The organism is Streptomyces sp. NPDC059564 (assembly GCF_042735575.1).
Lineage (GTDB): Bacteria > Actinomycetota > Actinomycetes > Streptomycetales > Streptomycetaceae > Streptomyces.
On the sequence record NZ_JBHWBP010000058.1, the window covers coordinates 1 to 13,522 of the forward strand.

Genomic DNA, 13,522 nt, shown 5'->3' on the forward strand with positions numbered 1-13,522 from the left:
GCCGCAGTGACGGATACGGGACGACGCGCGGCGGTGGCGGCCCTGGCCGCGACGGGAGCGGCGGCGGCGCTGGCCGCGACGGGCCTCGCCCCCGCCGCCCGCGCGGCCGGGCCCCGCCAGGCCCCGCACCCGCAGGCCGGGCCTCCACAGCCCCCGCACCACGCCACGCCCCGCCCGCCCGCGACGTGGTTCGGCGCCGAGCTCCGCCGGCTGCCCACGACCCGGAAGGTGGTCGCGCTCACCTTCAACGCCGCCTGGGACGTCAGCGGGATCGACGACGTCCTCACCGAACTGCGGCGCCGCGAGCTGGCCGCCACCTTCTTCCCCACCGGCGAGTTCGCGCGCGACCACCCCGCCGCCGTCCGGGCCATGGCCGCCGCGCACGGCCTGGGCAACCACTCGTACAGCCACCCGTCCTTCGACGACCTCGACACGGAGGAGCGGGCCGACGAGGTGCGCCGCGCCGACGCGGCGATCCGCGCGGCCTCCGGGGCCGAGCCCCTGCCGTTCTTCCGGTTCCCCTACAGCGCCACCACCGACGAGTCGGTCGCCGACGTGAACGACCTCGGCTACGCGGTGATCGAGTTCACCGCCGACACCAACGGATACCTGGGCTCCGCGGGCGGCATGACGGTGGACACGGCGGTGCGGCGGGCCGTCGACGCGTTCGCCCCCGGATGCGTCATCCAGATGCACGTCGGCAGCACCGGCGACGGCGTCGTCCTCGACGCCGAGGCGCTGCCCCGGATCATCGACGCCGCGCGGGCCGGGGGCTACGAGATCGTCGACCTCCGCGCCTTCCTCACCGACACGCGCGCCTGAGGACCCTCAGGACACGATGTCCTTGCGGGAGAACCCGCGGAAGGCGAGGGCGAACAGCACCACCGCGTACGACACCGACACCACCGTCCCCTTGATCATCCCGCCCCACTCCAGCTGCGGCTGCAAGGCGTCCGCCCACGCGAACTGCCAGTGCGCGGGCAGGAACTCGCGCCACGACCCCAGGGCCGTCACCGCGTCGAGCACGTTCCCCACGATGGTCAGCCCGACGGCCCCGCCGACCGCGCCCAGCGGCGCGTCCGTCCGCGTCGACAGCCAGAACGCCAGCCCCGCCGTGACCAGCTGCGACACGAACACGAAGGCGACGGCCAGCGCGAGGCGCGGCAGGATGTCCCCGGCCGGGAGCGCCCCGCCGGTCGGCAGCTTCAGCGGCCCCCACCCGTACGTGGCCGTCCCCGCCGCCAGCGCCACCACCGGCAGGAGCACGATCGCGGCGAGGCTGAAGCCCAGCGCCACCACCAGCTTGCTCCACAGCAGCCGCGCCCGCGGCACCGGCGAGGCCAGCAGGTAGCGCAGCGAGGACCAGCCGGCCTCCGAGGCCACGGTGTCCCCGCAGAACAGCGCCACCGGCACCACCAGCAGGAAACCGGCCGACACGAACAGGCAGGTCACGGCGAAGTTCGCGCCCGAGGCCGTCGCCGAGTCGATCAGGCTGACCCGGCCGTTGGCCCCCGGCCCGTCGTCCGGCCCGCCGCCCACCGCGAACGCGATGATCATGACGAAGGGCAGTGCGGCCAGCACCCCGCCCATCACCAGCGTCCGCCGCCTGCGCCACTGCCGCAGCGCCTCCACGCGCAGCGGCAGCGTCCGGCCCGCCTGGTAGCCGGGCGCGGTCTCCTGGACGGCACTCATGCCGTACCTCCGATCAGGGTGAGGAAGGCGTCCTCCAGCCGGCGGTGGGGTCCCACCGCCGACACCGGCACGTCCAGCCGTACGAGTTCGGCGATCAGCGCGGCGGGCGTCGCACCGTCGAGCCGTACGAGGATCCCGCCGTCGCCGGCCACCGCGGAGGCCACGCCCTCCAGGGCCGCGACCTTCTCGACGGTCGTCCCGTCGACCGGACCCTCCAGCGCGACCAGCAGGGTGTCTCCGCCGCCGGTGATCTCGGCGACCTCGCCCGCCCGCACCAGCCGGCCGCGGTCCATGACGACCAGGTGCGTGCAGGACTGCTCCACCTCCGACAGCAGGTGGCTGGAGACGATGACCGTCCGCCCGCCGGCGGCGTAACGGATCATCACGTCGCGCATCTCGCGGATCTGCGGCGGGTCCAGACCGTTGGTCGGCTCGTCGAGGATCAGCAGGTCGGGCATCCCCAGCATGGCCTGCGCGATGGCGAGCCGCTGCCGCATGCCCTGCGAGTAGGTGCGCACCGCCCGCTCCAGCGCGTCGCCGAGCCCGGCGATCTCCAGGGCCTCCGTCATGTGCGCGTCATCGGCGGGCCGGCCGGTGGCCTGCCAGTACAGCTCCAGATTGGCCCGGCCCGTCAGGTGCGGCAGGAACCCGGCGCCCTCCACGAACGCCCCGACCCGCGACAGCACGGGCGCGCCGGGCCGGATCGGATGCCCGAACACCCGGATCTCCCCGGCGTCCGGGGTGATCAGCCCCATGAGCATGCGCAGGGTGGTGGTCTTGCCGGCCCCGTTCGGCCCGAGCAGCCCGAGCACCTGGCCCTTCTCCACCCGGAAGGACAGGTCCCGCACCGCGTAGCGGTCCTGGGCCTTGGCGTAACGCTTCGTCAGCCCGGTGATGTCCAGTGGTACGTCGGCCAGCGCGGGTTCGGGCTGCGCTCCTCCCGCCCGCACCCCCGCGCGGCCCCCGCCGGTACGCCGGATCCCGAGCAGCCCCGCGGCCAGCGCCAGTGCGCCGAGCGGCAGCCACCAGGTCCAGGAGGGCAGCCCGGCCGCGGCCGTGCGGACCCCGTCCGCGACGGGCACGGCCAGCGGCCCCTGCGCCGAGACGGTGTACGCGGCGGGCGCGGCGGGGGAGGCGTAGCCGAGGTCGGTGGCCGCGACCACCACCCGCAGCCGGTGCCCGGCCTGGACGGAGTGGTCGATCGCCGGGAGCCGCAACCGCACGCTGCGGCCCTGCCCGGCGTCCTCCACCCGTACCGGGGCGACCAGCTGACTGGGCAGTACCTGCTGGCGGCCGTCGGGCCCGATGTCGTACACCTTGCCGAACAGGACGGCGCCGCCGTCCTCAGCCGTCGACCTCACGTTCAGGGTGAGGGTCGGGGTCCCGGTGACCCGTACCTCCTCGGTCAGCGGCTCCGATTCGAAGCGGGCGTTCTGGCCCGGGAAGTCCAGCGAGAGCCCGGCTCCCAGGGCGGCGAACTGCCCGCCGATGCCGGGCAGCGAGGACAGCGCGGGCGGGGCGGCGCCCGCCGGATTGGCGAAGGTCTGCTCCCGTCCGGACAGCGCGAAGTCGCGCGGAGCCGAGGTGAGGCCGGGGTAGCGGTCGCCGCTCGCGCCGCGCAGTTTGACGAGGCCGTCGGTGGAGTCGATGCCGCCGGAGCGCGAGACGCGGAAGACCGGGCCGGTGTCGGCGCCCTCGTCCCCCTTGAGGTAGCGGTCGAACCAGGACGCCACCCGGTCCTCGATCCGGCCGGCCTCGCGCATGCCGCCGTCGTGCCCGCCGGCCGCCCAGTCCACGGAGACGGGAGCGCCGTTCGCGGCGATGGTGCGGGCCATGGCGTCGGCCTGGCCGAGCGGGAAGAGGGAGTCGTCCTGGCCCTGCACGATGAGGGCGGGCACCTTGATCCGGTCGCCCACGGCCGAGGGGCTGCGCCGCTCCAGGAGTTCGCGCGCCTCGGCGTCGGGCTTCCCGGCGACCGCGACCCGCTCGTACATGGCGCACAGCTGCGGCTCGAACCGGCCGCAGCCGGGTGCCTGCGGACCGGCGTTCACGGCGGGCGGTGCCGGCTGGAGGCCGCCCGCGGCGCCGGTGGTGAAGAAGATCCCGGCCCACAGCTTCTTGAAGACGCCCTCCGGGAAGAGGGCGTCGGCCAGGTTCCAGTACGTGATCTGCGGGGCGATGGCGTCCACCCGCCGGTCGTACCCGGCGGCCAGCAGCGAGATCGCGCCGCCGTACGAGGCCCCGGCGACGCCCACGCGCGGATCGCCGTCCGCGTCGAGCCGCACCTCGGGCCTGCGGGCCAGCCAGTCGATCAGCGCGGAGACGTCCTTGACCTCGTGCTCGGGGTCGTTGAGGCCGATCTTCCCGCCGGAGCGGCCGAAGCCGCGCGCCGACCAGGTCATGACGGCGTACCCGTCGCGGGCGAGGCGTTCCGCCTGCGCCCGGACGTCGTCCTTGCTGCCGCCGAAACCGTGCCCGAGGAGCACCGCGGGACGCCGCCGGTCGCCGTCCCCGGCCGTGAAGAAGGAGGTGTCGATCCCGGCGCCCCCGGCCGGCTGCGGGCCGGGCAGGTTCAGGACCCGGTCCTCGCGGTGCACGGCCGGGGCGTCCCCGGAGGCGGCGACCGCCGTCCAGGTACCGGCACCGGCCAGGACCGCGAGGGCGGCGGCGCCGGCGAGGAGGCGGTCGCGGCGCCGCCGGGGCAGTCGTGGCTTCATACGGGAACCCTACGGCCAGTGATCGCCGTACGCGGGATCCCTCAGGGGGAGCCCCGCCCCTTCTCCAGGCGTACGCGGCCCCGCCCGGCGTACCGCACCCGCTGTACACGCCGTCGCCGCCGACCTGCGCGCGGGCCCGGGCGGCGGGAGGATGGGCGGCATGCTGCTGGCCGAGGTCGCGCGCGTGTCCCGGGAGGTCGCCGGGACCTCCGCCCGCTCGCGCAAGACCGCCCTGCTCGCGGAGCTGTTCGCGGCCGCCCCCGCCGAGGAGGCCGGCCTGGTCATCTCCTACCTCTCCGGACGCCTTCCGCAGGGCCGCCCCGGCGTCGGCTGGCGCACCCTGGGCCGGGACGCGCCGCCGGCCCCGGAGCCCTCCCTGACCGTGCGGGCCGTCGACGCTGCGGTGGCCGAGCTGGCCGCGGTCGCGGGCCCGGGCGCGCTGGCGGAGCGCGCCCGGATCGTCGACGGCCTGCTGGGTGCGGCCACCGCCGCCGAACAGCGGTTCCTGCGGAGCCTGCTGTCGGGGGAGGTGCGCCAAGGGGCGCTGGACGCGGTGGCCCTGGAGGGCGTGGCCCGGGCCGCGGGGGTGCCGGCCGCGGACCTGCGCCGGGCCGTGATGCTGGACGGCTCGCTGCCCCGGGTGGCGGCGGCGGTGCTGGCCGAGGGCGCCGGGGCGCTGCGCGGGGTGACCCTGCGCGTCGGGCGGCCCGTCCAGCCGATGCTCGCCGGGACCGCCCGGTCGGTGGCCGACGCCCTCACCGCGCTGGGGCCGTGCGCCGTGGAGGAGAAGCTCGACGGGATCCGCGTCCAGGTCCACCGGTCGGGGGACGAGGTGCGGATCCACACCCGGTCCCTCGACGAGATCACCGACCGGCTGCCGGAAGTGGCCGAGCTGGCCCGGAGCCTGCCGGGGGATCGGTTCATCCTCGACGGCGAGGTGATCGGACGCGGCGCGGACGGACGCCCGGTGCCCTTCCAGGAGATCGCGAGCCGGGTCGGCTCCCGCCTGGACGTGGCCGCCGCCCGGCGCACCCTTCCCGTGGACGCGTACTTCTTCGACCTGCTGGCCCTCGGCGACCGGGTGCTGCTCGACCTGCCGTTCCGCGAGCGGTACCAGGCCCTGGCCACCCTCGTCCCCGAGGCCTCCCGGGTACGCCGGCTGGTGGTCGAGGACCCGTCGGCACAGGCTGCCGCGGCCGAGGAGTTCCTGGCCGAATCGCTGCGCCGGGGCCACGAGGGGGTCGTGGTCAAGGCCCTCGACTCGCTCTACGCGGCGGGCCGGCGCGGCAAGCGCTGGCTCAAGGTCAAGCCGGTGCACACCCTCGACCTGGTCGTGCTCGCCGCCGAATGGGGCCACGGCCGGCGCACCGGCCTGCTGTCGAACCTGCACCTGGGGGCGCGGGCCGCCGACGGCACGTACGCGATGCTCGGCAAGACCTTCAAGGGCCTCACGGACGAGATGCTGCGCTGGCAGACCGGGCGGCTGGGCGAACTCGCGGAGGCGGACGACGGCTTCACCGTCCGCGTCAGGCCCGAGCTGGTGGTCGAGATCGCCTACGACGGACTGCAGCGCTCCCCCCGCTACCCGGCCGGGGTCGCGCTGCGCTTCGCCCGGGTGCTGCGGCACCGTCCGGACAAGAACGCGGAGGAGGCGGACACGGTGGAGACCGTGCTGGAACAGGGCGGCGGCGGATCAGGGAGCGGGTGATTTTGCCTCAGAGGCAAGAAAATTGCCCCACGGGCAAGATTCTGGCTCAATCGGGGTATGAACCCCAGTGCCGAGGGGCCCGGCCGCCCCGACGAGGGCATCGCCGACGAGCTGCCCGCCGTCGCCCCGCAACTGCGTGAGCTGCGCCGACGCGCGGGCCTCACGCTGGAGGCGGCCGCCGCGCGGGCCCGGCTCTCGCCCGCGCACCTGTCCCGGCTGGAGACCGGACGCCGCCAGCCCTCGCTGCCGCTGCTGCTGGGACTGGCCCGCACCTACGGCACCACCGTCTCGGAGCTGCTCGGCGAGACCCAGGCGGTCGCCGACCCCATCGTACGGGCCGGCGGCCCGGGGGCCCGCGAGGCCGACGGCTGGACGTACTGGCAGGCCGGGGGCTCCGGACGGGGGATGCAGGCGCTGCGCGTGCACGTCCCCCAGGGGCGCAGCCAGGGCGAGCTGGTCCGCGTACATCCCGGGGAGGAGTGGCTGTACGTGCTCACCGGGCAGTTGCGGCTGCACCTGGGGGAGACCGAGTACCTGCTGGAGCCGGGGGACAGCGCGCACTTCGACTCGCTCACCCCGCACCGGATCGGGGCGCCGGGCCACGGCGGCGCCGAGCTGCTGTTCGTCCACACCCTGCTGCAGAGCAGCCTCGCCGGGCTGTGCCTCGGCGGCGCCACCACGCACCACCGATAGCCGAGGAGCCGTACCGCCATGACCCAGGGAGAGAACATGCCCAGCGCCGCCGAGCAGACCGAGGCCGGGACCGGGAGCGAGCCGGCGCGGCTGCGGGAGCGCATCGAATCGCGGTTCCCGCGCGGCCTGGTCATCAGGCTGGCCGCCTACCTGTTCGTCGGCCACCTCTTCGCCTTCTTCGTCTACCTCCTCTTCGTACTGGGCGGCCAGAACCAGTAGCCCCGACCGCGGCCGCCGCCCGTGTCCCGGACGGCGGCCCCGGTCGGCGGGTGCGGATCAGCCGGGCATCGGCTGCTGCATGGTCGAGCAGTGGATGCCGCCGCCTCCCGCCATCAGCCGGTCCACGTCGAGCTGGACCACCTCGCGGCCGGGGAAGGCCGCGGCCAGGGCCTGCCGGGCCCCCGCGTCCCGTACCGCGTCCCCGAACTGGGCGGTGATCACCGCGCCGTTGACGAGGTGGAAGTTCAGGTACGAGTCGACGAAGTCGGGGTTGTCGGAGCGCAGGGTGACCGGCCCGTCCACCCGCAGGACCTGGAGCCGGCGGCCCCGGGCGTCGGTGGCGGCGGACAGGATCGCCAGCTGTCGGCGGGCGTCCTCGGCCCACACGTCGGTGCGGTCGGCGGGCGGCACCTGGACCAGCACCACGCCCGGGCGCACGAACCGGGAGGTCACGTCGATGTGGTCGTCGGTGATGTCCTGGCCCTTGATGCCCGGGACCCAGATCATCCTGTCGGCGCCGTACGCGGCGAGCACCTTGGCCTCCACCTGGGCGCGGCTCAGGCCGGGGTTGCGGTTCTTGTTGACGAGGCTGCTCTCGGTGGCCATCAGCGTGCCGTCGCCGTCGGTCTCGACGGCGCCGCCCTCGCCGGTGAACGCGGCCGCGGTGAACGCCAGCGACTCGCGCGCGGCGATCAGCCGGGCGACCTTGGCGTCCTTGCGGTGGGTCTGCTTGTCGCCCCAGCCGTTGAAGTTCAGGCCGACGGCGTCCGCCCGGCCGGAGCCGTCGCGGCGGAACAGGGGCCCGGTGTCGCGCATCCACAGGTCGTCGACCGGGATGGAGGACAGGACGGTGACGGCGGATCCGCAGCGGGCCCGGGCGGTGGCGGCCGCGCTCTCGTCGGCGGCGCACATCACCACCGGCTCGTAGCGTGCGACGGTCCGGGCTATCAGGGCGATGTCCTGCTGGATCCCGGCGAGGTCGGAGCCCCAGACACCGCGGCTGGACGGCCAGGCCATCCAGGTCCGCAGGTGGGTGACCTCGTCGGCCGGGACGGTCATCCGGCCGGCGGACGGTGCCGCCACGGCGGCCGCCGCGGCGAGGGGGGACAGGGCCAGTCCGGCGGCGCCGGCGCCGGCCGATCGCAGCAGGGTTCTGCGACTTGGGTTCATACGAACCTCCGAAGAGGAGTGGATGAGAGGTGGCGGCACTGTGGCACTAACTGAAATTTCAGTCAAGCCGTCCGGTCCTCATCCGCGGTCGCCGGGGGTTCCGGCAGCGGCGCGCCCACCGGGCACTGGGTGCGGCACTGCGCGTGGGGATGCGGCTCCCCGGGCGCGGGGGAGCGTACGGTCGCCCAGGCCAGCGCCGACCCGACCACCAGCGCCCCGGCACACCAGGGCATGGCCCGGTCGAAGGCGGCGTCGAAGGCCGATGCCGACAGGTAGGCGTCCGGCTCCATCCCCGCCAGCAGCGGCAGCGCCGCCACCGCGAGGAGCCCGGCGACCCGGGCGGCGGCGTTGTTGATGCCGCTGGCCAGGCCCGCCCGGCCGGGGTCCACCGAGGACAGGACGGTCGCGGTCAGCGGAGCCACCAGGGCGACCATCCCGGCGCCCATCACCACCATGGCCGGCAGCACGTCCTGTACGTAGGAGGCCTCCGGGCCCACCCGCAGCATCAGCAGCATTCCGGCCGCGCACAGCAGCGGGCCCACCGTGAGCGGGATCCGCGGCCCGATCCGCTCCCCGAGCGCCGCCGAGTGGGACGACAGCAGCAGCATCAGCACGGTGGTCGGCAGCAGCGCGGCCCCGGCGGCCAGGGCCGAGTAGCCGGACACGACCTGGAGCTGGAGCACGACGAGGAAGAAGAACCCGCCGAAAGCCGCGTAGACGCACAGGGTGACCAGGTTGACGGCGGTGAACAGCCGTGAGGAGAAGATGTCGGGCGGCAGCATCGGATCCGGCCGCCGTCGCTCGACGTACACGAACGCGATGCCCAGCAGGACCCCGCCCACCGCGGTGGCCACGACCACCGCCGTCCCGGTCCTGGCCTCGATCAGGGCGTAGGTGATCAGGGCCAGGGAGGCGGCGCCGAGCGCCGCCCCGAGCACGTCGAACCGCCCGTGAGCGTGCGGATCCCGCGATTCCGGTACGTGCCTCAGCGCGACCGGCACGCACAGCGCGGCCACCGGCACGTTCAGCAGGAACACCCACCGCCAGCCCGGCCCGTCCACCAGCCAGCCGCCCAGGAACGGCCCCACGGCCGCGCCCACCCCGCCGAACCCCGACCACAGGCCCACCGCCCGGGCCCGGTCCGCCGGATGGATCGAGCCCTGGATCAGCGCCAGCGAACCGGGCGTCAGCAGAGCGCCGCCGATGCCCTGGAGGGCGCGGGCGGCGATCAGCACCCCCTCGTTCGGGGCGAGGCCGCACAGCAGCGAGCCGACGGCGAACCACACCACCCCGAGCACGAAGATTCGGCGGCGCCCGAACCGGTCCCCGAGGGAGCCGCCCACCAGGATCAGGCCCGCCATGGTCAGCAGGTAGGCGTTGACCGTCCACTGGAGCACCGCCAGGTCGGCGTCGAGGTCCTGCCCGATGCGCGGGAGCGCGACGTTGACGACGGTCGAGTCCAGCAGGGCCATGCTCGACCCGAGCACGGTGGCGAGCAGGATCCACCGTCCCCGGGCGGACCGCAGCGGGACGGCGGGCGCGGGATCGCTCATGCCCCCAGGCTGGCCCGCCGCGCCCGGAAGGGCCACCCGGAGGGGGAGCCGCGGCGCCGGGACCCGTGGGAACCCGGCTCAAAATGCACCCTTGTAATGGACATGGCATCCCGCTCACCATGACCCGCGCACGTCACGCACACCCTTCCCGCACAACCATCACCCGGCGTACGAGGAGACCACACGTGGCCCAACGCAACCGACGGCGATCCTTACGCGCGGCGCTCGCCGCGCTCACCTCCGTCCTGCTCCTCCCCCTCGGCGCGGGGATCGCCGCCGCCGCCCCGGAACCCGGCCCCGCGCCGGGTTCCGCCGAGCGGAAGATCGAGCCCGTCCTCCGCGCCCAGCTCGACGCCGCCGGCAAGGCCGTCTTCTGGGTCTACCTCGACAGCGCCGCCGACCTCGGCGCCGCGCGGAAGGCCCCGACCCGGGCCGCCAAGGCGGAAACGGTTCTGCGGACCAAGCGGGACCACGCCGCGCGCACCCAGGCCGGGTTGCTGAAGGCCCTGGACGGGGCGAAGGCCGAGTACACCTCGTACTGGATCGTCAACGCGGTCCGCGTCGTCGGCAGCCAGAAGCTCGCCGGGGCCCTCGCCGAGCGCCCCGAGGTCTCCCGCGTCGACGCCGACGACCAGGTCTCCCTCCCCAAGCCCGCCGAGGGCACCCGCGAGAAGACCGCCGCCGACGCCGTCGAATGGAACATCGACCGCATCAAGGCCCCGCAGGTCTGGGACCAGCTCGGCGTGCGCGGCGAGGGCATCGTCGTCGCCAACATCGACAGCGGCGTCGACTACACCCACCCCGCCGTCAACGGCCAGTACCGCGGCAGGAAGGCGGACGGCACCTACGACCACAACTACAACTGGTTCGACCCGGCGGGCATCTGCGCCGGCGCCGCGCCCTGCGACAACAACGACCACGGCACCCACACCATGGGCACGATGGTCGGCGACGACGGCGGCGCCAACAAGACCGGCGTGGCCCCCGGCGCGAAGTGGATCGCCGCCAAGGGGTGCGAGACCAACTCCTGCTCCGAGGCCTCCCTGCTCGCCTCCGGCCAGTGGATCGTCGCCCCGACCGACCTGAGCGGCCAGAACCCGCGCCCGGACCTCGCCCCGCACGTCGTGAACAACTCGTGGGGCAGCTCGGCGCACGACGACTGGTACCAGCAGATCGTCGACACCTGGCGCGCCGCCGGCATCTTCCCCGCCTTCTCCAACGGGAACGCCGGCCCCGGCTGCGCCACCAGCGGATCGCCCGGTGACTACGCGAACTCCTACAGCTCCGGCGCCTTCGACGTGAACAACGCCATCGCCTCCTTCTCCTCGCGCGGCGCGGGCCCCGGCGGCATCGTCAAGCCGAACATCGCCGCGCCCGGCGTCAACGTCCGCTCCTCCGTCCCCGGCGGCGGGTACGAGGCCTTCTCCGGCACCTCCATGGCCTCCCCGCACACGGCCGCCACCGTGGCCCTGCTCTGGTCGGCCGCCCCCGCCCTCGAAGGCGACGTCGCCCAGACCGAGGCCCTCCTCGACGGCACCGCCCAGGACACCGAAGCCGCCCAGTGCGGCGGCACCACCGCCGACAACAACGTCTTCGGCGAGGGCCGGCTCGACGCGCTGGCCGCGGTGAACGCCGCCCCGCGCGGCGCGATCGGCGCCCTCGGCGGCACGGTCCGCACCGGCGGCGGCGAGCCCGTCGCGGGCGTCAAGGTCACCGCCCACGGCCCGATCGACCGGACCGCCACCACGGCCGCCGACGGCACCTACCGCTTCCCCGCCCTGTCGGTCGGCGCGTACGAGCTCACCGCCTCCAAGTTCGGCTACGGACAGCAGGCGGCCACCGCCACCGTCACCGAGAACGCCACCGCCACCGGGGACTTCACCCTCGCCCAGGCCGCCACCGGCAAGCTCACCGGCACCGTCTCCTCGGCCGCCGGGCCCGCCGCGGGCGCGGTCGTCACCATCGCGGACACCCCGGTGACCGCGACCGCCGACGCGCAGGGCCGCTTCGAGGTCACCCTGCCCCACGGCAGCTACGACGTCAGCGCCACCCACTCCTCCCGCTGCCTCACCGGCGCCACCGCCAAGGTCACCGTCGCCGGGGACGCCACCGTCGCCGTGAACCTCCCCGAGCGCACCGACGGCTACGGCTACGCCTGCGCCGCCGCGGGCGGCCGCCCGTACGCCGCGGGCGACCGGCAGCTCGCGCTGACCGGCGACAACACCACCGAGCGCGTCGACCTGCCCTTCCCGCTGCCGCTGTACGGGAAGACGTACGGGCAGGCCTGGATCGGCACCAACGGCACGGTCAGCTTCGGCGGGAACAACACCGGCGACGTCAACGGGGACATTCCCAGCACGGGCACGCCCAACGCGGCCCTCTACCCCTTCTGGGACGACCTCGTCGTCGGCCCGGCCGGCAGCGGCTCGGGCGTCTTCACCGCGGTCACCGGCACCGCCCCGCACCGCGTGTACGTCATCGAATGGCGCCAGGTGTCCCACTGGTCGGCGCAGGCCGACACCTTCTCCTTCTCGGCGGCGATCGGCGAGGACGGCTCCGTCACCTACTCCTACAAGGGCACCGGCGGCACCGGCATCAAGGGCGGCTCCACCGCCACCATCGGCGTGGAGAACGCCGCCGGCACCGACGCCTTCACGTACTCCTTCAACACGCCGGTCCTCACCGACGGCCTGTCCATCGGCTTCCGGACCACCCGCAGCGGAGTGGTCACGGGCCGCGTGCTCGACGCCAACGACGGCAACGGCGTCGCCGGCGCCACCGTCACCGTCGGCAGCGGCGACTCGGCCGTCTCCGCGACCACCGCCGCCGACGGCGGCTACGTCGTCCAGAGCCCCTCGGGCTCCCGCGCGCTCGCCCTGACCGCCCCGGCCTACGAGTCCGCGCAGGCCACCGTCGAGGTCAACGCGGCCGACGTCACCACGGCCACCCGGTCCCTGCGCACCGGCAAGGTCACCGCCGCACAGCCCGCCGTGGAGGTGGTCCTGCCCGCCGGGCAGAGCCGCACCCGCACCCTCGACCTCACCAACTCGGGCCTCGCCGCCGACTTCACGGTCTCCGAGGACGCGGCCTGGCTGACGGCGACCCCGGCCGGGGGGAACCTCCCGACCGGCGGCAAGGCGCCGCTCGCCCTCGCCGTGGACACGGCCGGGCTCACCCCGGGCGCGGTCTTGACCACCGACCTGAAGATCACCTCGGCCAGCGGCCGGGCCCCGGTCCTCACCGTCCCGGTCGAGGTCGTCGTCCCGCGCTACCAGGCGGCCCTGGACGCGGGCTCCGACCACACCGCCACCGACGTGGCGGGCGACACCTGGTCCCCGGACCGCAAGTACACCGCGGGTTCGTACGGGTACCAGGGCAGTTCCTCCGTCCAGTCCACCGGGCGCACCATCGTCGGCACCCAGGACCAGCGGCTGTTCCGCAACGCCCGCGAGGGCATGTACGAGTACCGCTTCGACAACGTGCCGAACGGCACCTACACGGTGGAACTCGGCTTCGCCGAGCTGTCCTCCGCCCGGCCCGACAAGCGCGTCTTCGACGTCCTCGCCGAGGGCACGCAGGTCCTGCCCTCCCTGGACATCTCCCTGGAGGCCGGCACGTACACGGCCCTGACCAGGACCTACACGGTCAAGGTCACGGACGGCGTGCTCAACGTCCGCTTCGTCACGCACAACGGATACGGCAAGCCCCTGGTCAACACCCTCCGGGTGACCGACCGCCCCGACAAGGGCTGACCGCCCGCCGCCGCCCGC

Annotated in this window: 9 protein-coding genes; 5 read left to right on the forward strand and 4 right to left on the reverse strand. The window is 74.7% G+C overall.

Going from position 1 to position 13,522, the window contains the following annotated elements; all coding sequences use genetic code 11:
• The coding region (locus tag ACFV0Q_RS13470) for a polysaccharide deacetylase family protein (RefSeq protein WP_385004659.1) at positions 1–822 on the forward strand (822 nt) is incomplete at its 5' end.
• A 6-nt stretch (positions 823–828) separates the two neighbouring features.
• On the opposite strand, the gene ACFV0Q_RS13475 is transcribed toward ACFV0Q_RS13470, so the two are convergent.
• Positions 829–1,692: an ABC transporter permease gene (locus tag ACFV0Q_RS13475; RefSeq protein WP_385004661.1), complete on the reverse strand. Its 864-nt coding sequence runs from the start codon at positions 1,690–1,692 to the stop codon at positions 829–831.
• Positions 1,689–4,409, reverse strand: a complete 2,721-nt coding sequence (locus ACFV0Q_RS13480; protein WP_385004663.1) for an alpha/beta fold hydrolase — start codon at positions 4,407–4,409, stop codon at positions 1,689–1,691. The genes ACFV0Q_RS13475 and ACFV0Q_RS13480 overlap by 4 nt, the downstream gene beginning before the upstream one ends.
• Before the next feature lie 160 nt (positions 4,410–4,569).
• Here ACFV0Q_RS13480 and ACFV0Q_RS13485 point away from each other — a divergent pair, with 160 nt between their 5' ends.
• Genes ACFV0Q_RS13485 through ACFV0Q_RS13495 form a run of 3 tightly spaced genes read left to right on the forward strand, consistent with a single transcriptional unit; the run spans position 4,570 to position 7,029 of the window.
• A complete protein-coding gene (locus ACFV0Q_RS13485; protein WP_385004665.1) occupies positions 4,570–6,117 on the forward strand; it encodes an ATP-dependent DNA ligase in 1,548 nt (515 codons plus the stop codon).
• A 57-nt stretch (positions 6,118–6,174) separates the two neighbouring features.
• A complete protein-coding gene (locus tag ACFV0Q_RS13490; protein WP_385004667.1) occupies positions 6,175–6,810 on the forward strand; it encodes a helix-turn-helix domain-containing protein in 636 nt (211 codons plus the stop codon).
• 18 nt (positions 6,811–6,828) lie between these two features.
• Positions 6,829–7,029, forward strand: a complete 201-nt coding sequence (locus tag ACFV0Q_RS13495; protein ID WP_385004669.1) for a DUF6126 family protein — start codon at positions 6,829–6,831, stop codon at positions 7,027–7,029.
• Between the two features lie 57 nt (positions 7,030–7,086).
• Here ACFV0Q_RS13495 and ACFV0Q_RS13500 read toward each other — a convergent pair whose 3' ends face one another.
• Complete coding sequence (locus ACFV0Q_RS13500; RefSeq protein ID WP_385004671.1) at positions 7,087–8,199, reverse strand: agmatine/peptidylarginine deiminase; 1,113 nt, start codon at positions 8,197–8,199, stop codon at positions 7,087–7,089.
• Between the two features lie 62 nt (positions 8,200–8,261).
• On the reverse strand, positions 8,262–9,752 hold the full coding sequence (locus tag ACFV0Q_RS13505) for an MFS transporter (RefSeq protein WP_385004673.1): 1,491 nt from the start codon (positions 9,750–9,752) through the stop codon (positions 8,262–8,264).
• 185 nt (positions 9,753–9,937) lie between these two features.
• Here ACFV0Q_RS13505 and ACFV0Q_RS13510 point away from each other — a divergent pair, with 185 nt between their 5' ends.
• Positions 9,938–13,504, forward strand: coding sequence for a S8 family serine peptidase (locus ACFV0Q_RS13510; RefSeq protein ID WP_385004675.1), 3,567 nt, complete (start codon positions 9,938–9,940; stop codon positions 13,502–13,504).
• Positions 13,505–13,522: the final 18 nt, after the last annotated feature.